17 protein-coding genes are annotated in these 19,283 nt (G+C 61.0%); 9 read left to right on the plus strand and 8 right to left on the minus strand.

Features of this window, described 5'->3' with window-relative positions; all coding sequences use genetic code 11:
• Positions 1-71: 71 nt before the first annotated feature.
• From rimO to ACQ4MM_RS11760, 3 genes are all read left to right on the plus strand, one after another.
• Positions 72-1,463, plus strand: a complete 1,392-nt coding sequence (rimO, locus tag ACQ4MM_RS11750; protein WP_431477534.1) for a 30S ribosomal protein S12 methylthiotransferase RimO — start codon at positions 72-74, stop codon at positions 1,461-1,463.
• Positions 1,464-1,611: 148 nt separating this feature from the next.
• The gene (locus tag ACQ4MM_RS11755; RefSeq protein ID WP_431477535.1) at positions 1,612-2,775 is read left to right on the plus strand and encodes a cystathionine beta-lyase; all 1,164 of its coding nucleotides are present in this window, start codon (positions 1,612-1,614) and stop codon (positions 2,773-2,775) included.
• Positions 2,776-2,878: 103 nt separating this feature from the next.
• Positions 2,879-4,252, plus strand: coding sequence for a hypothetical protein (locus tag ACQ4MM_RS11760; protein WP_431477536.1), 1,374 nt, complete (start codon positions 2,879-2,881; stop codon positions 4,250-4,252).
• On the opposite strand, the gene ACQ4MM_RS11765 is transcribed toward ACQ4MM_RS11760, so the two are convergent.
• Both ACQ4MM_RS11765 and ACQ4MM_RS11770 read right to left on the minus strand, forming a co-directional pair.
• Positions 4,247-4,612: a DUF4870 family protein gene (locus ACQ4MM_RS11765; RefSeq protein ID WP_431477537.1), complete on the minus strand. Its 366-nt coding sequence runs from the start codon at positions 4,610-4,612 to the stop codon at positions 4,247-4,249. The two genes, ACQ4MM_RS11760 and ACQ4MM_RS11765, sit on opposite strands and share 6 nt — an antisense overlap.
• Positions 4,613-4,621: 9 nt before the next feature.
• Positions 4,622-4,969 (minus strand): GFA family protein, encoded by a 348-nt coding sequence (locus ACQ4MM_RS11770; RefSeq protein ID WP_431477538.1) that lies wholly within the window; start codon positions 4,967-4,969, stop codon positions 4,622-4,624.
• Positions 4,970-5,036: 67 nt separating this feature from the next.
• Between ACQ4MM_RS11770 and ACQ4MM_RS11775 the strand changes: the two genes are divergently transcribed.
• The 5 genes from ACQ4MM_RS11775 (at position 5,037) to ACQ4MM_RS11795 (ending at position 9,241) form a co-directional block, all read left to right on the plus strand.
• A complete protein-coding gene (locus ACQ4MM_RS11775; protein WP_431477539.1) occupies positions 5,037-6,230 on the plus strand; it encodes a CaiB/BaiF CoA transferase family protein in 1,194 nt (397 codons plus the stop codon).
• Between the two features lie 27 nt (positions 6,231-6,257).
• Complete coding sequence (locus ACQ4MM_RS11780) at positions 6,258-6,590, plus strand: hypothetical protein (RefSeq protein WP_431477540.1); 333 nt, start codon at positions 6,258-6,260, stop codon at positions 6,588-6,590.
• 165 nt (positions 6,591-6,755) lie between these two features.
• Positions 6,756-7,208: a hypothetical protein gene (locus ACQ4MM_RS11785; RefSeq protein ID WP_431477541.1), complete on the plus strand. Its 453-nt coding sequence runs from the start codon at positions 6,756-6,758 to the stop codon at positions 7,206-7,208.
• Between the two features lie 126 nt (positions 7,209-7,334).
• On the plus strand, positions 7,335-8,132 hold the full coding sequence (locus tag ACQ4MM_RS11790; protein WP_431477542.1) for an APH(3')-I family aminoglycoside O-phosphotransferase: 798 nt from the start codon (positions 7,335-7,337) through the stop codon (positions 8,130-8,132).
• Positions 8,133-8,146: 14 nt separating this feature from the next.
• Complete coding sequence (locus ACQ4MM_RS11795) at positions 8,147-9,241, plus strand: hypothetical protein (protein ID WP_431477543.1); 1,095 nt, start codon at positions 8,147-8,149, stop codon at positions 9,239-9,241.
• A 35-nt stretch (positions 9,242-9,276) separates the two neighbouring features.
• Here the strand turns inward: ACQ4MM_RS11795 and serB are convergent, their stop codons facing one another.
• From serB to ACQ4MM_RS11815, 4 genes are all read right to left on the minus strand, one after another.
• Complete coding sequence (serB, locus tag ACQ4MM_RS11800) at positions 9,277-10,122, minus strand: phosphoserine phosphatase SerB (RefSeq protein ID WP_431477604.1); 846 nt, start codon at positions 10,120-10,122, stop codon at positions 9,277-9,279.
• Between the two features lie 14 nt (positions 10,123-10,136).
• Complete coding sequence (mfd, locus tag ACQ4MM_RS11805) at positions 10,137-13,568, minus strand: transcription-repair coupling factor (RefSeq protein ID WP_431477544.1); 3,432 nt, start codon at positions 13,566-13,568, stop codon at positions 10,137-10,139.
• Positions 13,569-13,629: 61 nt separating this feature from the next.
• Positions 13,630-14,580 (minus strand): lipase secretion chaperone, encoded by a 951-nt coding sequence (locus ACQ4MM_RS11810; protein ID WP_431477545.1) that lies wholly within the window; start codon positions 14,578-14,580, stop codon positions 13,630-13,632.
• Positions 14,577-15,485 carry an esterase/lipase family protein gene (locus ACQ4MM_RS11815; RefSeq protein ID WP_431477546.1) on the minus strand — a complete coding sequence of 303 codons (909 nt, stop codon included), beginning with the start codon at positions 15,483-15,485 and terminating at the stop codon, positions 14,577-14,579. The genes ACQ4MM_RS11810 and ACQ4MM_RS11815 overlap by 4 nt, the downstream gene beginning before the upstream one ends.
• Before the next feature lie 247 nt (positions 15,486-15,732).
• Here ACQ4MM_RS11815 and ACQ4MM_RS11820 point away from each other — a divergent pair, with 247 nt between their 5' ends.
• Positions 15,733-17,508: a methyl-accepting chemotaxis protein gene (locus ACQ4MM_RS11820; RefSeq protein ID WP_431477547.1), complete on the plus strand. Its 1,776-nt coding sequence runs from the start codon at positions 15,733-15,735 to the stop codon at positions 17,506-17,508.
• Here ACQ4MM_RS11820 and ACQ4MM_RS11825 read toward each other — a convergent pair.
• Both ACQ4MM_RS11825 and ACQ4MM_RS11830 read right to left on the minus strand, forming a co-directional pair.
• Complete coding sequence (locus ACQ4MM_RS11825; protein WP_431477548.1) at positions 17,505-18,275, minus strand: PP2C family protein-serine/threonine phosphatase; 771 nt, start codon at positions 18,273-18,275, stop codon at positions 17,505-17,507. The genes ACQ4MM_RS11820 and ACQ4MM_RS11825 overlap by 4 nt on opposite strands.
• Complete coding sequence (locus ACQ4MM_RS11830) at positions 18,272-19,282, minus strand: ABC transporter substrate-binding protein (RefSeq protein ID WP_431477549.1); 1,011 nt, start codon at positions 19,280-19,282, stop codon at positions 18,272-18,274. Before ACQ4MM_RS11830 ends, ACQ4MM_RS11825 begins: the two co-directional genes overlap by 4 nt.
• Position 19,283: the final 1 nt, after the last annotated feature.

Here is a 19,283-nt window from a genome sequence, read left to right on the forward strand (position 1 = left end):
GTTTAAAACGGGGGCTTCGGCCCCCGTTTTTGCTATAATGGTGGATTGCCCTGAATCATCAGCTCCCTGCCATGCAATCCAAGCAAATCATTCGCCTCACTCCCGCCGACGGCACTCCCGCCCCCAAAGTTGGTTTTGTCTCCCTCGGCTGCCCGAAAGCGCTGGTTGACTCCGAACAGATCCTGACCCAGCTTCGCGCTGAAGGCTACGAAACCGCCAAGTCCTACGCCGGCGCCGATCTCGTGATCGTGAACACCTGCGGTTTCATCGATGCTGCGGTGCAGGAATCGCTGGACGCCATTGGCGAAGCGCTGGCCGAAAACGGCAAGGTCATTGTGACCGGTTGCCTGGGCGCCAAGAAAGATAAAGACGGCGACGACATTATCCAGAAGGTGCACCCCAAGGTGCTGGCCGTGACTGGCCCGCATGCCGTAGGCGAGGTGATGGCCCAGGTGCACACCCACCTGCCAAAGCCGCACGAGCCGTTCATCGACCTGCTGCCGCCGCAGGGCATCAAGCTGACCCCTAAGCACTACGCTTACCTGAAGATTTCCGAAGGCTGCAATCACCGCTGCTCGTTCTGCATCATTCCTTCGATGCGTGGCGACCTGGTGTCGCGCCCGATCGCTGAACTGATGCTGGAAGCCGAGAACCTGTTCAAGGCCGGCGTGAAGGAACTGCTGGTGATTTCGCAGGATACTTCCGCTTACGGCGTGGACGTGAAGTTCCGTTCCGGTTTCTGGAACGGCCGTCCGGTGAAGACCCATATGACCCAACTGACGCAAGCCCTGGGCGAGCTGGCCAAGCAGTATGGCGCATGGGTGCGTCTGCACTATGTTTATCCTTACCCGCACGTGGATGAAATCATCCCGATGATGGGTGACGGCCATGTCCTGCCTTACCTGGACATCCCGATGCAGCATGCGCACCCGGATGTGCTGAAGCGCATGAAGCGCCCGGCTTCCGGCGAGAAGAACCTGGAGCGCATCCTGAAATGGCGCGAGATGAACCCGAACCTGACGATCCGTTCGACCTTTATCGCCGGCTTCCCAGGTGAGACCGAGGCGGAGTTTGAATACCTGCTGGACTTCCTGAAGGAAGCGCAGATTGACCGCCTGGGTTGCTTCGCCTATTCGCCGGTGGAAGGCGCAACTGCCAATGAACTGGCTGATCCGGTGCCGGAAGAAGTGCGCGAAGAGCGCCGTGGCCGCGTGATGTTGCTGCAGGAAGAGATTTCGCGTAATCGCCTGAAGGCGAAAGTCGGCACGACTGTGAAGGTGCTGATCGATGAGCTGACGCCAAGCGGCGCAATCGGCCGCTCGGCTGCGGATGCGCCAGAGATTGACGGTGTGGTTCACGTCAAGCGTCCGTTCGATCCGAAGAAGAAGCTGGCTGTGGGGCAGTTCTATGAGGTTGAGATCACCACTGCTGATGCTCACGACCTTTGGGGCGAGGCTCAGTAAGAACCGGTAAACCGGTGTCAGACCCAAGGGTCTGACACCGTCTGCTCCACGGCCGCGGGTTCTAGTTGAACCCGCGGCCGTTATACCGTTGGGGGTCTGACCCTGCGGGTCAGACCCAGGTTTACCGGTTTTGGTTAGAATAGCCCCCATGACCAAAAAGCACCTCCAAACCCAAATCATCCACACGGACTACGTGCCGCCCGAAGGCTTCGCCGCCTTCCCAAGCGCGATTCACCACGCGTCCACCGTCCTGTTCAAGAACGTCGCCGCCATGCGCTCTGGCGACTGGAAAGAAAAGAACGCCTATACCTACGGCCTGCACGGCACGCCTACTACCTTCACCCTCGAAGCCCGCCTGGCCGAAATCGAAGGCGGCAACCACTGCCTGCTAGCCCCCAGCGGCCTCGCGGCCATCGCCATGTGCGACTTCGCACTGCTGAAATCCGGCGACGACGTCCTGCTGCCCGATAACGTCTACAGCCCAAACCGCGACCTCGGCAAATGGCTGACCGCCGATTTCGGCATCACTGCACGCCTGTACGATCCAATGATCGGCGCCGGCATCTCAGAGCTGATCCAGCCCAACACACGCCTGATCTGGACCGAAGCCCCCGGCTCGGTCTCGATGGAAGTCCCCGACCTTCGCGCAATTTGCGACGCAGCGCAACAGAAAGGCGTGCTGGTCGCCCTCGACAACACCTGGTCCGCCGGCCTGGCCCTGCGCGGCTTTGACCTCGGTGTCGATATCGTGATGCAGGCGCTGACCAAGTACCAATCGGGCGGTTCCGACGTGCTGATGGGCGCCCTGGTCACGCGCGACCCACTGCTGCATGAACGCCTCAGCATGGCCCACATGCGGCTGGGCATGGGCGTGAGCGCCGACGACACTTACCTCGTGCTGCGCAACCTGCCTACGCTCAAGATCCGCTTCGAAACCCACGACGCTTCTGCACGCAAAGTGGCGAGCTGGCTGAAGGCCCGTCCGGAAATCCGCAAAGTCCTGCACCCTGCCTTCGAAGATTGTCCCGGACACGAGAACTGGAAGCGCGATTTCACCGGCGCCGGTGGCCTGTTCTCCGTGCTGTTCGACGAAAAATTCACTGAAGAGCAAACTGACCGCTTCGTCGATTCGCTCAAGCTGTTCGGTATCGGCTATAGCTGGGGTGGCGCGCACAGCCTGTGCATTCCATACCGCATGCAGGCCATGCGCAAGAACTGGCAAGAGAAGGGCACCCTGGTCCGCTTCAACATCGGCCTGGAGGACCCCGACGACCTGATCGCCGACATCGAACGCGCGTTGGCAACCATGTAGCTAGTTAGCTATCTATGCGATAGATCAATACAATGGCGTGCGCGTATTGATCGATCTTCCCCACTTGCTTACATTGGTCGGACATCAAGCAGGGGAGACCGTCATGCGAATTCAAAAAATTGCAGCAGGCGCCATGCTGTGCGGCGCTACTTGTTTGATTTCTGCGGCGCCGCCGACAAGCTATATGCCCGTGGTGGCAAAGGAGGATTTCCAGGCCACGTTCGAGCGGATGAAGGCGGCGCGTGCGGGACTGATGCGCGAGCAGGCGGCCTTCCTGGATAGCCGGTATGACCTGGCGAATCGGCCTGCGAGCGGCGTCACCATGTTTCGGGGCAAACCTGTGCAGGAAGGCATACGGGTCAAGCTGCCGCGCGGCACGACGTGGGATAAACTGGGCGCAATGAGCCCGGATGAAATCCGCGAGAAGGGCCTGTATCCGCAAGGCTTCCTGCCGCTGCCGCACCCGAATCATCCGGAAGGCGGCATGCTGTTCCCGCAGTTCCATATCGACGAAATCAAGAAGCAGGAACAGCGCGACCTCAATCGCTTTGATCTGGCCTTCGACTTCCCTGACCACCTGTTGCCGGAATTTCCTGCACCGATTTTCCTGACCACGCGCCCAGACCTGGGCGACGTCTCGAATGGAAAACTGCTGACCATCGATAATTTCCACCGGATGTTCAACGGCATCCTGAACCCCAAGCAGCTCGAAGGCTTGCGCCTGTTGCTGACACCTTTTCCTCAGCAGCAATTCAACCAGACCGAGGACCGTCGTTCGGAACGGCCAAGCCGTGGCGTAAGCTGCTTTGATTGCCACGCCAACGGCCACACCAACGCATCAACCCACTTGGCCGGAGATGCGCGGCCGCAGGCATTCCGGCACCGCATTGATACCCCATCGCTGCGCGGCGTGAACTTGCAGCGGCTATTCGGTTCGCAGCGCGCATTGAAATCGGTGGAAGACTTCACCGAGTTCGAGCAACGTGCCGCATACTTCGACGGTGACCCTGTGATTGCGACCAAGAAGGGCGTCAACGTATTGGAGCGTGGCAGCCAGGTTCATTTCATGGGCGAGTTCCAGAACATCCTGGACTTCCCGCCAGCGCCGAAGCTGGGCGTCACCGGTAAGCTCGATCCGCGCAAGGCCAATGAGCACGAGCTGCGCGGCCAGGCCCTCTTTTTTGGCAAGGCCCAATGCGTGACGTGCCACACGCCGCCGCATTTCAGTGACAACCTGATGCACAACCTGCACACGGAGCGCTTCTTCAAGCCGCACGAAGTCAAGGGCGCAATGATGGTGGGTGATGGCCCGATCAAGACTTTCCCGCTAAGGGGCATCAAGGAATCGCCACCTTACCTGCACGATGGGCGGCTGTTGACGCTCGAGGATACGGTCGAGTTCTTCAACCTGGTCCTCGAGACGAAACTGACAGCGGGAGAGAAGGCCGACCTGGTGGCCTTCCTGCGCACGTTATGAGTTGCCGACCGGGACGTTGCTGTTGAGCGCAGTAACCCCGCGAATCAGGCGGTAGATCTTCCACAGCCATGCACCGACCCAGACCAACCACGCAAGCGGAATACCGAAAATGGTAATGAACAGCATCCAGCCGACGGCAATCCACACCAGGTACCACCAGAACGAACGGATCATCCAACCGTGGTGGCTGTGGACGAAGGTGCCCGCGCTGTCGTCGCGTTTGATGTAATTCAGGATCAGCGGGATGAAGGACGCGGCGCCGAGCGTGAAGAACACGCTCAGGCCGTGGCCGAGGTAAAGCCAGAATGCCCAGTCTTTGGCGGAACGGGTCTGGTTGTCGAATACGAGTTCTTGTGCCATGTCGGCTCCTTACAGTTTGCGTCCGTCGTAATGCTGGACGGGGTAGCTGTCCAATTCAATGTCTTCCAGCACGCGGGCATTGATGGCGGCCATCATGCCGCCACCCGGCGCAATTCCTTCGCCATACGTGTGGATGCCGCACTTCGGGCAGAAGCGGTGCTTGATCACGTGCTTATTGAACTCGTAGGTTGCCTGGTCTTCTTCGGGTGTCAGCAGTTTCAGACTGGTGCGCGGGATGAACCACATCAGCGCGCCTTTGCGCTGACAGATGGAGCAATTACAGGCTACCAGGCCTTCGATATTGCCTTCTGCTTCGAATTTCACATTGCCGCAATGGCAGCTTCCCTTGTACAGCATTTTTCGCCTCCGGTTAGAATGATTGGCTTGGCGCTAATGATAATGTAATTGCAAGAGGAGTGGGCAAATGGCGGGTCCGTTGCAGGAAATTAAAGTTATCGAAATTGGGACGCTGATCGCGGCGCCGTTCGCAGCGCGGTTGATGGCGGAATTCGGGGCGGAGGTCATCAAGATCGAAGCACCGGGCGAGGGCGACCCAATCCGCAAATGGCGCAAGCTGCACAAGGGGACTTCGTTGTGGTGGTACCTGCAGTCGCGTAACAAGAAGTCCATCTCCATTAACCTGAAGGCGCCGGAGGGCATCGCGCTGGTCAAGCAGTTGTGTGCGGACGCCGATGTGCTGATCGAGAACATGAAACCGGGCGCGCTGGAAAAGCTGGGCCTTGGATGGGATGTACTGCATGCGCTGAACCCCAAGTTGACCATGGTGCGCATTTCCGGCTACGGCCAGACCGGCCCGTACAAAGACCGCCCAGGCTTTGGCGCCATCGGCGAAGCAATGGGCGGCATTCGCTACACCACTGGCGAGGCAGGAGGCGTGCCGGCGCGCGTCGGCGTCAGCCTTGGCGATTCCCTGGCGTCGCTGCATGCGGTGATGGGCGCGCTGATGTCGGTGCTGCGCGTGAAGATGGGCAATGGCGATGGCCAGGTGGTCGACGTATCGCTGGTTGAAAGCGTGTTCAACCTGATGGAATCGCTGGTGCCTGAGTATGATTTGTTGGGCCATGTGCGCGAACGCAGCGGCGGCGCGCTGCCAGGGATCGCTCCTTCCAACACCTATCCGACGCGTGACGGTTCGTATGTAGTCATCGCCGGCAACAGCAACCCGATTTACAAACGCCTGATGCACGCAATCGGCCGCCCCGACATGGCTGAAGACCCGCAGTTCGCACAGAACGACGGCCGCGCCGCGCAGGAGAAGCTGATCGACGCCGCAATCGCCGGATGGACTTCGGCGCACACTATCGACGAAGCGCTGGCGGTGCTGGAACGCGCGGAGGTGCCCGCTGGCCGGATCTATTCTGTCAAGGATATCGTGGCCGACCCGCATTACCAGGCGCGCGACATGCTGCTGGATACGGAGTTGCCGGATGGTGTGCATGTGAAGATGCCGGGCATCGTGCCGAAGCTGTCGGAAACACCGGGCGAGGTGCGCTGGCAAGGGCCGACGTTGGGCGAGCACACCGACGGTGTCTTGTCAGCCATGGGCGTGCCAGTAGCGGAGATCGCCGCGCTTCGGGAGCGCGGCGTGATCGCCTGATATCGAGCCAACGCTGGGAAAAAGAAAATGAAGGTATCGATCAAAAGACTGCAGGCACAATATACTGACGGGAAACTTATACTGTTTGGCCTGGGTGCACTTCTTATGGGTTTCCTCTGTGGAAGGTATATGGTTGACAGCATCGCCGAAGGGGCATTGATTTTAAAGTCAAAATCGGGCCAAACGACGACCATTTTGATCGCATACGAACCCGGATTGTTCTTGTTCGCGATTATCGTTTTGGCGCTTCTATCTACGTTGCTAGCGTACGCCGGAGTGCTTGGTTTGATAGCAGCAATGTCGACTCGGCAATCCGAAGGCAGGGATCCCCGCCGTCATGATCGACAAATTGGTTTTTAGGCGGGCAACTATACTTTGACCTGCGCGTACTGACTGGAGCAAAAAACGGGCAGATGCCATCGCCATTGGATTCGTCGACCGTGATTTAGAGTTGCTCTGGAAAGTTGGTCGGAAGCTGGCAATCCCCCACATTCGCGATAGACGCCGAGTTTAGGAAGCAGTTCGATGGGAAATCAGCGAGAAATCAGGCAAACCTCGCCTCGCAAGGGACTTGGCGTTGTCTTGCGGGTGCGCGTTGGTCGAGGTCCTCAAGCGAAGCATGTAGTTGACGGCCAAAATCAGAAAGCGAGGTTCTATACGTACTTCGTTCCGGCCGGGGAGACAATTGAAATTCCGAACTTGGACTCAGCATGCAGTATTCACGAAGATGCATCCGATCGCGAATCCGTGGTCATCCAGAGTGGAGGGAAAATGTGGTGCGGGTATGAGAATTTTGTAGCCCACATGCAGATGTTGTCCCCGATGCTTGAGAATGCACAGTTTTTTGTCGCTGACGAGGAAGACTACATTGACGAGTTCTTGGTTGTTGATAGTGAGTTAAGGTACAAACGAGTGCAGCAAGGATTTCGTCCGGATCTCGAAGATTATCTTTCGACTCGCGGCACTTCTGAAAGGTAAGATCGCGAGTCGCCTATGCGACTCTGAATTTCCAGTCATGTCTGTGGCGCTTCCTTCGGCAGATGAGACTCAATGCGTGCCGGCACCCAGTGAGGCGTTACGTTATCGCTTCGATCAATAAGAGTCATGAAAAGCCTTAGGATAGATCTACTGCCGCCAAATATGGCGGTTGAACTGCTCGGATATAGATGGGTGCGTAATACTGTTGGCCAATCGGGATGCGCGGTTTATCGGCTATATGGCAAGACAGGTGCTCCCGACCTGTTTTTGAAATATGGTGAAGGTAAGCTGGTTGACGACATAGGCGATGAGGCGGCGAAGCTGCGTTGGTTGGGCGGACATGTGCCAATGCCCACAATTGTGCAATTCGCCTGCACCTCTAACGCAGCGTGGTTGCTGATGACGGAAGTGCCTGGAGAAACCGCGTACCAGATTATGAAGACGTGTCCGGACCGCCGTGCCGATATCGTCGATGCTGTTGCAATGTTTCTGCGTCGGATTCACGCCATTCCAACTGGCGATTGTCCTTTCACGAGTAGTCACGAGTACCGGTTGCTTCGTGCGCGAGCGAGGATCGATGCAGGCTTGGTTGACGAGGATGACTTTGATGAGGACCGCGAAGGTTGGAATGCGGAGCAGATTTGGGATGCCATGCAAGGCTTGCTGCCGCATGTGGTCGATCCAGTGGTTACCCATGGTGACTTCTCACTGGACAATCTTCTTATCCGTGGCGGGAAAGTGGTCGGCTGCATTGATGCCGGCCGGGTCGGCATCGCTGACCGTTATCAGGATCTCGCGATAGCCTGGAATTGCCTCGGCGAGTTCGGTGCTTCGTACCAGGAACGATTCCTGATGCGGTACGGCGTCCACGAACTGGACCGAAGAAAGTTAGAGTTCCATTTGATGTTGGATGAGTTGTTCTAAACGTAAGAGGATGAATGATTAACGAGAGCCGTTTGCTTACCCCTGAAAACCTTGAGTGCCAAATTCGCTCCTTGGAAATGCCGGGCGCCTGGATCCTTGATGTGTGCGCGGTTCAGGCGAGTTACGGCCATTTGCTGGTGCTGAGGACTGATGGCGAGATATGCGGTATGAACTTGGACAGCGGGGTGATTACGCGACTGTGCTTGGTCGAACTGCCCGACTTACCAAGCGAAGAAGGACATGGCAATTTCGGTGCACCCGCGTTGCGGCTGCACTCAAACACCAGCGGAACTTATTGTGCCATTGTCGTTGACCAGGGGCGAAAAGGAATTCTCGTCGATACGTCATCCGGTGCGATAACCATGGTCCTCGATGGTGGAGATTACTACGAAGAGACGGTGCCTTTCAGCGCTTGCTTTCTTCGTGTCGCAGACCAGGACGTCTTTGTCTACCGCAGTGCGTGGAATCGTCTCGATGCTGCCGATCCTGCAAGTGGGAAGTCGCTTACCGACAGACATATTGCGCCCTATGAAGAAGCGGGCCCAAGGCCTGCACATTATCTTGACTACTTCCATGGCCGGCTATGGCCGAGCCCCGATGGAAGCCGCATTCTTGATGATGGGTGGGTCTGGCATCCGGTTTCTGTTCCGCGCGTCTGGTCAGCCACAGATTGGATTCGCCTCAATCCGTGGGAGAGCGAAGACGGTGCATCCGTTGTCGATCTCGTATTTCGGGACGATTGGAATACTCCCGCTTGCTGGATTAGCGAGCGCCATGTTGCGATTTGGGGCTTGGTGGATTCGGACGACCCTGAGAAAAGCGGCAAACGACCTGGCGTACAAATCTCTGATGCGACATCGAACGATCGATCGTCGGATCAGCAGTGGCCGATGGAGGAGGATCAGGTACCTCGAGAGCTATTCAGTGACGGGAAACGGCTTTTCGTCGTCGATGAAAGGGGATTCTCTGTTTGGGATATAGCGTCTCGTTCAAGAATTGCCGGCCTGTCCAATTTTTCGGCGCATCTGCATGACGCTGGTCGAGAAACGCTTGTCGCGTTTGGCGAGAACACCGTGACCGAGCTTTCGCTTCCTTGGCTCGCGAGGTAGGAAAGGGCCTGGCGTGAACTGCCAGGCCGCGGCGATTAGTGTGCCAGCAGGTTCAGGATGCCATCCAGGCCGACGAAGTTGAGGGCGACGTTGGCTTGCTCGCGCACGACCGGCTTGGCGCGGAAGGCGACTGACATGCCGGAGATGCTCATCATCTTCAGGTCGTTGGCGCCGTCGCCCATGACGATGGCTTGCTCGGGCAGGATGCCGATGGCGGCGCATACGTGTTCGACGGTGTTGCGCTTGACGGTGGCGTCGACGATCTCGCCGATGACCTTGCCGGTCAGCTTGCCGTCAACGATTTCCAGTTCGTTGGCGCGGGTGAAGTCGAGGCCGAGACGGGTTTTCAGGCGGTCGGTGAAGAAGGTGAAGCCGCCCGATACCAGCAGGGTTTTCAGGCCGGCGGCCTGAACCGCTTTCAGCATGTCTTCGGCGCCCATCGACAGGCGCAGGCGTTCTTCGTAGACGCGTTCCAGGGCCGAGGCGTCCAGGCCCTCCAGCAGCGCTACCCGGCGTTTCAGGCTTTCGGAGAAATCAAGCTCGCCGCGCATGGCGGCTTCGGTGATTTCGGCTACTTGCGGCTTCAGGCCTTGCATGTCGGCGATTTCGTCGATGCACTCAATCGTGATCAGGGTCGAATCCATATCCATCGTGACCAGCTTGAATTCGTCCAGGCGACGCACGCCCATCATGTAGGTTGCGTCGAGTTGGGCTGCCTGGGCGGCGATCTCGATGGTCTGGCGCAGGGCTGGCGTGAAGCTGATTCCTTCGCAGCGCAGGGCGTTGTCGGAAATGGCCACCACGTTCTTAGGCGCGGTCAGGGCGGCGATGCGCTGCAGGCGGGCGGTGCATTCGCCGACGCCTTGCAGCACAAGATTCATGGTCATGTCGTGGTTCATGTCAGTTGTTTGATGGCGGTCTTGATCTGGTTCACGCGGGCCGCCAGGTCAGGCATATTCGCTGTGATCTTGAGCTTGTCCTGTCCATTCAGCTTGATGTGGCGCTGGTTCTGGATCAGGTGGATGATGCGCATCGGGTCGATCGGAGGCTGCGGCATGAACTGCAGGTTGACCGCTTCCGAGTGGGCATCGATCTTGATGATGCCGACGGTCTTGGCGGCAATGCGCAGGCGATGGGTTTCCACCAAGGCCTTGGCCGGGTCGGGCAGCTTGCCGAAGCGGTCGATCAGTTCCTCTTGGAGGTCGTCGATTGCGTTCTGGATTTCGCAATTGGCCAGGCGTTTGTAGATCGACAGGCGTTCGTGCACATCGCCGCAGAAGTCCGCTGGTAGCAGGGCCGGTGTGTGCAGGTTGATTTCGGTGGTGGTGGCCAGCGGGGCGGCCAGGTCGGGCTCTTTGCCGGCTTTCAGCGAGCGCACGGCTTCGTTCAGCATGTCGGTGTAGAGCTGGAAGCCTACTTCCAGCATTTCGCCGGACTGGTTTTCGCCCAGTACTTCGCCGGCGCCGCGGATTTCCAGGTCGTGCATCGCGAGGTAGAAGCCGGAACCCAGTTCTTCCATCTGCTGGATGGCGTCCAGGCGGCGCTGCGCTTGTTTGGTCAGGCCTTGCACGTCGGTCACCAGCAGGTAGGCGTAAGCCTGGTGGTGCGAGCGGCCGACGCGGCCGCGCAACTGGTGCAACTGGGCCAGGCCGAACTTGTCGGCGCGGTGCATGATGATGGTGTTCGCGGTCGGTACGTCGATACCGGTTTCGATAATCGTTGTGCACAGCAGGATGTTGTAGCGCTGTGCCACGAAGTCGCGCATCACCTTTTCCAGGTCGCGTTCGTGCATCTGGCCGTGGGCGACGGCGATGCGCGCTTCCGGCAGCATTTCGGTCAGCTTGGCCAGGCGGTTCTGGATGGTCTCGACTTCGTTGTGCAGGAAGTAGACCTGGCCGCCGCGCTTCAGTTCACGCAGCACGGCTTCGCGGATGATGGAGTCGTTTTCACTGCGCACGAAAGTCTTGATGGCCAGGCGCTTTTGCGGTGCGGTGGCGATGACGGAGAAGTCGCGCAAGCCTTCCAGCGCCATGCCGAGGGTACGCGGAATCGGCGTTGCGGTCAGGGTCAGCACGTCGACTTCCGCGCGCAGGGACTTCAGCGCTTCTTTCTGGCGCACGCCGAATCGGTGCTCTTCGTCGATGATAACCAGGCCGAGGCGGTCGAATTTGACGTCGTCCGACAGCAGCTTGTGGGTGCCGATCACGATGTCCAGTGTGCCGTCCTGCATGCCTTTCATGGCAGTGGCGATCTCTTTTCCGGTACGGAAGCGCGACATTTCGGCAATGCGCACTGGCCAGTCGGCGAAGCGGTCGGCGAAGGTCTGCGCGTGCTGTTCGGCCAGCAGGGTGGTTGGCGCCAGGATGGCGACCTGCTTGCCGCCCATGACGGCGATGAAGGCGGCGCGTAGCGCGACTTCGGTCTTGCCGAAACCGACGTCGCCGCACACCAGTCGGTCCATTGGTTTGCCTGAGGTCATATCCTTGATCACGTTCATGATCGCGGCGGCCTGGTCGGGCGTCTCGTCGAAGCCGAAGCTGTCGGCGAAGCGCTCGTAATCGTGCGAGGAGTATTCGAAGGAGTGGCCCTGGCGGGCGGCACGGCGGGCGTACAGGTTGAGCAGCTCGGCGGCGGTGTCGCGTACTTGTTCGGCGGCCTTGCGCTTGGCTTTGTCCCATTGGCCGGAGCCGAGGGTGTGCAGCGGTGCGTCGTCCGGCGAGGCGCCGGAGTAGCGCGAGATCACGTGCAGCTGCGATACCGGCACATACAGCTTGCTCTCCTTGGCGTATTCCAGATGCAGGAATTCGGTCTCGCCTTCGCCCAGGTCCATGCTGACCAGGCCCATATAGCGGCCGATGCCATGGTTGATGTGCACCACCGGGTCGCCGATCTTGAGTTCGGACAGGTCGCGTACCATCGATTCGACTTGCGTGACCGCTTCCTGTTTCTTGCGGCTGGCGCGGCGGCCGGTGCCGGCATACAGTTCGGTCTCGGTGATGAAGGCCAGGCCGTCATCGAGCTCGAAGCCGGCGTGCAGCGGCGAGACACCCAGTACCACCTTGGCGTCGCTGGCGAGGAAGCCTTCGAAGCCTTCGATCAGGGCCGGCGACAGCTCGAACTCGGCGAAATACTGCTGCAGGGTCTCGCGGCGGCCGTTGGATTCGGCGCAGATCATCACGCGGCGGCCGGACAGCATCAGGTAGGCGCGCAGGTTGGTCAGCGGGTCGTCCAGGTGGCGGTTGACCGCGATATTCGGGATCGGCGCCGACAGCTCGGACGATGGCAGCGACATGTCGCGCGAGATGGCGATGCGCGGGTGCGGTTTGGCCAGCACGAAGAACTGTTCATCGCCAAGGAAGATGTCCTGCGGCGGCAGGATCGGGCGCTCGCGGTCGGCCTTCAGGAATTTGTAGCGCGATTCGGTGTCGGCCCAGAAGCGCTTGATGGCGGCGTCGATGTCGCCGACCATGGCCACGCTGGCTTCCGGCGGCAGGTAGTTGAAGAAGGTTGCGGTTTCTTCGAAGAATAGCGGCAGGTAGTACTCGATGCCGGCCGAGGCGATGCCGCTGCTGATGTCCTTGTATACCACCGAGCGCGATGGGTCGCCTTCAAAAGTTTCGCGCCAGCGGCTGCGGAAGGCGGTGCGCGAAGCTTCGTCCATCGGGAATTCACGGCCCGGCAGCAAGCGCACTTCCTTGACCGGGTACAGCGAGCGCTGGGTGTCGGCGTCGAAGGTGCGGATGGTTTCGATGGTGTCGCCAAACAGGTCCAGGCGGTACGGCAGGGCGGAACCCATCGGGAACAGGTCGATCAGGCCTCCGCGCACCGAATATTCGCCGGGCGACATCACCTGGGTGACGTGGGTGTAGCCCGCCAGGGTCAATTGCGACTTGAGCCTGGACTCGTCCAGTGACTCGCCTTGCTTGAAGAAGAAGGTGTAGGCGGCCAGGAAGGAGGGCGGCGCCATGCGCACCAGCGCGGTCGTGGCCGGGATGATGGCAACGTCGCACTGGCCGGTGTGGATCTCGTGCAGGGTTGCCAGTCGCTCGGACACCAGGTCCTGGTGCGGCGAGAATGCATCATAGGGCAGGGTTTCCCAGTCTGGCAGCAGGTGGCAGCGCAGGCCGCCGCTGGCAAACCATGGGATTTCGGCCAGCAGCCGCTGGCCGTCGCTGGCGTGGGCCACGACCACGGCCAGCATCTGGCCGCGTGCCTTCAATTCGAGGGCCGTTTTCGCCAGCGCGTAGGCGTCACCGGAGCCGAACAGATTGGGCAACGCAAAGCGATTGCCGGGTTTGGGAAGTGCTTTTTTGAAGTCGAAAGGCATGCAAACGTGGCGCTAACTGAGGAGGCACTAATATGCTGGCCCCACATTATAGTGCAAGCATCTATTCGTAGGCGCCCAGCCGTTTTTGTTCCCACGATGTAAAAAGACTATCGCGCAGATGCTGGGTTGCGGCCGGGTTGCCCTGCAAACCGGCACTTGCAGAGCGGTAGGCGGCAACCCGGCGCAGCCACTCGGCCTGTTCGCGGTCGAGTTGGGCCAGCCGGTTGGCGGCTTGCGGGTCGAATGCCGCCGCGCGCAGGCGGAAAACATCGTCGTCGCTGGCGCCGCCGTTGCGGGCGGCTTCAACCTGCTGTTCGACGGCCAGGACGCGCTGCGGGGCGGCCCGCTCCTCCTGCAGCCCGGCGGGCAGGCTGCGGTCAAGGTCCGCCATCTTTTGCAAGCGCTGGGCGGGCGTCAGTGTTTTGTCGTCCACCAGCGCCAGCCGGGCGATGGCATCCTGGTCGCGCGCGTCGGTGTCGCCGAACAGTCCTGCGGCTTCGGCGGGGCTGAAATAACGTTTGCGCAGTTCCTGCATGGCGAGCAATCGCTTGCGGGCGGCTGCGGCGAATGTGCTGCCGGATGCTGGCGCGCCCAAACTTTGCTCAGCCTCGGCCAAGGACCGTTTGTAGGCCAGGTACTGAGCGAGAAGGCGCTTGGCTTCGGCTGCGGCGGCGGGTTGCAGGCGCCGTTCCAATTCCCGCTCGATGCCGGCACGGATGGCGGGCAGCTCGGCTTCGCCCAGCGCGGACAGGTAGTAGTCGAACAGGTGGCGTAGTTCGGCATCGACTTTCAGCACCTCGCCGGATGCGGCACCGAGCCGGCCGTCGGGCCGGGTGCCGGCCATGGAGGGGACGAAGGGAACCGGAGCCGGCGAGCTCGCGGGTGGCGCCGGCTGGGCGCTTGCGCCGGGCGGCAGCTCAGGCGGCGCTCCGGCGCCAAAGATCCAGAGAGCGAACGCGCCGGCTGCCGCCAGGACGCATGCCGCCAATCCCTGCCGTCCCCGGGCGCTCACAGGCCGATACCCTGCAGGCGGTTGGCGTGCTGGCGGAACAGCGTCACCGGACTGGTTTCGAACAGGTGGGTGATGCCGACCATCTGGTTGACTTCATCGAGGTGGTTCATCCAGTAGTCGTCGCGGATCACGCGGCCAAGGTGGGACGAGCAACTCGCTACCAGGCCATCGTTCTTGGCGCCGCCAAATGCGATCGAGGTGACGGCGAGGAAGGGATCGGCGGGGTCGAAGATGTTGGTATACGGTGTTGCGCCGCTCCAGGAGAAGTAATACACGCCATTGGCCTGGTGCGCACCTTCGCCGCAGGCAGTCGAGGGCAAGCCTGCGGGATGGCGGGCGTTAAAGGTGGCGGTGCCGGTGGTGCTGAGCGACTGCGCTGCCGCATAGGCGTTCTGCGGCAGCGAAGGGCTGCCGGAAATCAGGCCGAGGAAGCCGCCCAGCGCGTTGCCAATGCTGTAGACCAGGTCCGGCGCGGCGCCGACCAGCACATCCGCCACTTTGGAGCCTTTATTCACCCCGCCAATACTGGTCACCGAGGCCACCAGGTCCGGCCGCACCGAGGCGACGTAGCGCGAAGTCGGGCCGCCGTGGCTATGGCCGATCAGGTTGACCTTTTCCGCGCCGGTGGCGGCAAGTATCTGGCGGATCTGGAACAGCAGCTGTTCCCCGCGCACTTCCGTGCTGTTGGCCGCCGAAACCGAGGTTACATAAACCCTGGCCCCGCCGCTGCGCAGGGCGCCGGGAACGCCGTAGAAGTATTCGAGCGGGCCAAGGCTGTCAAAGCCGAACAGGCCGTGGACCAGGACGATGGGGTAACGGGTTTGCGTGTAGCCGGTTGCGGAAGCGGGGAGTGAGGTGATGGCGATGAACAGGACCGATAGCAGCTGCCAGACGAACTTCTTCATAAAGCCTCCTGTGCTGATTGGTTGTGGGGAGAGTCCAATCTAGCACCGGCAATGCGGCACGCAACAAGATTGCTGAATAAGCACGGTGGGTTCTTTCAGTGCCGAATCACTTTGTTGCACGGATGGTGCGCCCGGGCGCGATTCCGTTGACGCACGGGAATTAAAGTCCGATAGTCGTTTGGAAGGGGCACAATCTAACCAAATATCACTCAATTAATAATGTTGCCTCATGAGAAAGGGCGAAGCCATGTTCAAGAACCTTCTGATCAAATGGAAATTGGCCGTGCTGGTGGCGGTGATGATGCTGGCGTTGGCGGTCCTGGGCATCGCCGGCTACCGCGGGATTGCCACGGTCGGCGATTCGGTCAATGAGATTGGCGTCGTGCGGCTGCCTTCGATCCACGGCTTGCTGGTCCTGAGTGAAGGTCAGACCGCAGTCGACAAGGCGACCTTGCAGACCGCCATTTACGAGAACGATTACCAGGCGCAGGCCAAGTTCGCCGATGTAGCGAAGGCGCGCGACGCGGCCTGGGCGAGAGCAACTGTGGGCTGGAAGAAGTATGAGCCGCTGCCTCAAACCGCTGAAGAAGCCGTGATGTGGAAGCAGTTTGTAGGCGAATGGGATGCCTGGAAGGCGGCCGACGCACAGCTTGGCGGGACCGTGTCTGCCCTGGCCGGTAACAAGGACGAAGCGAAACAGAAGGAGCTGTTTGCTCAGTTCTACCAGCAATACCAGGCATCGGGACCCTTGTTCAGCAAAGCGGAGCAGAGCCTGAACAAGATCATTAATCTGAACGACAATATTGCGAAAGATTCTATCCGGGACGGCAGCGAGGCTGTCGTGTCGGCGGAGCGCGTGATGGTAGTCACCGCCGTGGTGTCGATGGCACTGGCGGTTGCGATTGCCTGGTATATCGCCATGGCGATCACGCGGCCGATCGAGTCTGCCGTGAAGGTGGCGCAGACGGTCGCCGCGGGCGACCTGACCAGCGATATCTCGGTCGAGACGAAGGAAGAAACTGGCCAGTTGCTGCAGGCGCTGAAGGACATGAACGACAGCCTGATCCGCGTGGTGGGCCAGGTGCGCAAGGGGACCGGCACGATTGCCAGCTCCACCTCGGAAATCGCGACCGGCAATATGGATTTGTCGAGCCGCACCGAGGAGCAGGCCAGCTCGCTGGAGGAAACCGCGTCGTCGATGGAGGAACTGACCTCCACCGTGCGGCACAATTCCGACAATGCGCTGCAGGCGAACCAGCTAGCCAAGACGGCGTCGACGGTGGCAGCCAAGGGCGGCGAAGTGGTGGCGCGGGTGGTGGAAACCATGGATTCGATCAACGAGTCGTCCAGCAAGATCGTGGACATCATCAGCGTGATCGATGGCATCGCCTTCCAGACCAATATCCTGGCGCTGAATGCCGCGGTGGAGGCGGCGCGGGCCGGTGAGCAGGGACGTGGCTTTGCGGTGGTGGCATCCGAGGTGCGCAACCTGGCGCAACGTTCGGCTGCCGCTGCAAAGGAGATCAAGCAGCTCATTGGCGATTCGGTGGAAAAGGTCGGCGCCGGCAGCAGGCTGGTTGGCGAGGCGGGGACGACCATCGGTGAGGTGGTCACCAGCGTGCAGCGGGTGACTGACATCATCTCCGAAATTAGCCTGGCGACGCAGGAGCAAAGCGCGGGCATTGACCAGATCAATACCGCCATCAGCCAGATGGATCATGTGACGCAGCAGAACGCGGCGCTGGTAGAGGAGGCTGCTGCGGCGTCGGCGGCGCTCGAAGAGCAGGCCGCGCGCCTGCTGGAGGTGGTGAGCGTGTTCAAGCTGGATCCGGCGGCGATGGCGGCGCTGGGGGCAGAGTCGCCGGCGCGTCGGCCGTCAACGCAGGCGAGGGCGCTGGCAGTGGTGAGGCCGGCGCGCGGCAGCGAACAGCGCGCGGAGCGGCGCAGCGAAAAGCCGGCTGCGGCAGGCGCTGCACCACGCCATGCAGTCGCAGGCAAGGCGGACGACTGGGAAGAGTTTTAGGCGGAGCAGAGCAGCAGGATGGCCGTGATGTTATCGCGGCTACCATCCTGCATGGCTTTCTCCACCAGTGCCGCACAAGTCTCGGGCAGGTTATCCGGAGCGGCGTCCGCCAGCAGCGCGGACAAGTCTTCCGGCGTCGAAGCGCCGTATAAACCGTCACTGCACAACAGGTAAAGATCGCCGGGCGCCGGCTGGTGGGAGAACACGTCCGGCCGCACTTCCTCGGCCGGCCCGATGGCCTGCAGCAGCAGGTTGCGCGGTGGCAGGATGCCTTTCATGCCTGCTTCCAGCGCCTGCTGGTACAGCGTCTGGTCGTGGGTCAGCTGCGCCAGAAGCCCGTCGCGGTAGCGATAGATGCGGCTGTCGCCGACGTGGAAGATGAAACACGGGCCGTCGGCATGCGGCTGCCACATGCCGGTCAGCGTCGTGCCCATGCCATAGCCATCGGCCAGGCCCGCCGCCGCGTTGTTGCGGAACAGGGTGCTGTTGGCGAACAAGACCGCTTCGTGCAACTGGCGCAGCGCCTCGGCATCGCTGCCCGGCAGATGCTGGACGCGCAGGTGCTTCCATACCAGCGTTAAGGCTTCGGTACTGGCGATATCGCCGCCGACGTGGCCGCCCATGCCGTCGGCCACCGCGACCAGGTTCAATTCCGGCAGCAGCAGCAAGTTGTCCTGGTTGCTGGGGCGTACCGTGCCGACGTCAGTCAATCCATAGGCCAGGCCCATGGTCATGTGCTGCAATACCGGCGGCGACAACGGGATCATTTGATTTGCTCCGCAAACTGCAGCACGCGGGCCGGCGGCATCATGCCGAGCTGGCGTGCCACGTCCATGTTGACGAGGTAAGAGTAAGTGCCCGGCGTTTCAATGGGAAGCGCGGCGGGCTTGACGCGATGGTACAGGATCTGGGCGGCTTTATGGGCCGTCAGCCGACCGACATTCGTATAGCCAGCCACCAGGCCGAACAGGGCGCTGCCGTCGCGCAGTGCGACTTCGGCGGCGGAAAACACCGGCAGGCCAAGCGCCAGCGCGGTTTCCGTGACCAGGATGCGCTGGGAGGCGATGAAACTGTCGGGGCCAATATAGATCAGCTGCGCCTTGTTTTCGGCGAACGCGGTCAGCATGCCAGGGATGGCGTCGGCGCGCGGTTGTCCCGCTGCGTCGAGCGGGACCGGATGGGCGGCGAATTCCGCGCCCACGCGCCCAGCCTCCGCGCGCATTTCGCGCATGGCGACTCTCGCGTTGACTTCGTTCGGATTGAAGATCGCGCCGATGCGGTTGACGCGGCGGTAGCTGAGAATGGCGCTCATTTGCTGGCGCGCCGGCACTACATGGCTGACGCCCGTCAGGTTGCGACGGGACGAGGCCAGGCTTTGTACCAGCCCGGCCGCAATCGGCGCGGACACCATCGTGAACACGATGGGGATGTCAAACTCCCGCGCCGCCACGGCCATGGTGACCGGCGTGCCCCAGGTGTAGATCAGGTCCGCGCGCCAGGCACGGGCCTCTTCCAGCAAGGCCGGCACGCGCTGGGCGTCCATATCCACGCTGCGCACCGTGAATTCCGCGTGCAGCCGCTTGTCCTTGAACCATTGATGGAAGCCGGCTTCGACGTCGGTTTCGCCGCGAAACAGGATCATGTAGACGCGCGGGATATGGGGGCTGGCGCTGTGGGCGCCCGCGGCAGGCGCGATGGCCGCGAGCGGCGCGAACACCGCGGCGGCGCCGAGCAGGCGCCGGCGCCGGAACGATGGAGCCCGTTGGCCCGGCATG

This window comes from Massilia eburnea (genome assembly GCF_050709955.1).
Lineage (GTDB): Bacteria > Pseudomonadota > Gammaproteobacteria > Burkholderiales > Burkholderiaceae_D > Rugamonas > Rugamonas eburnea_A.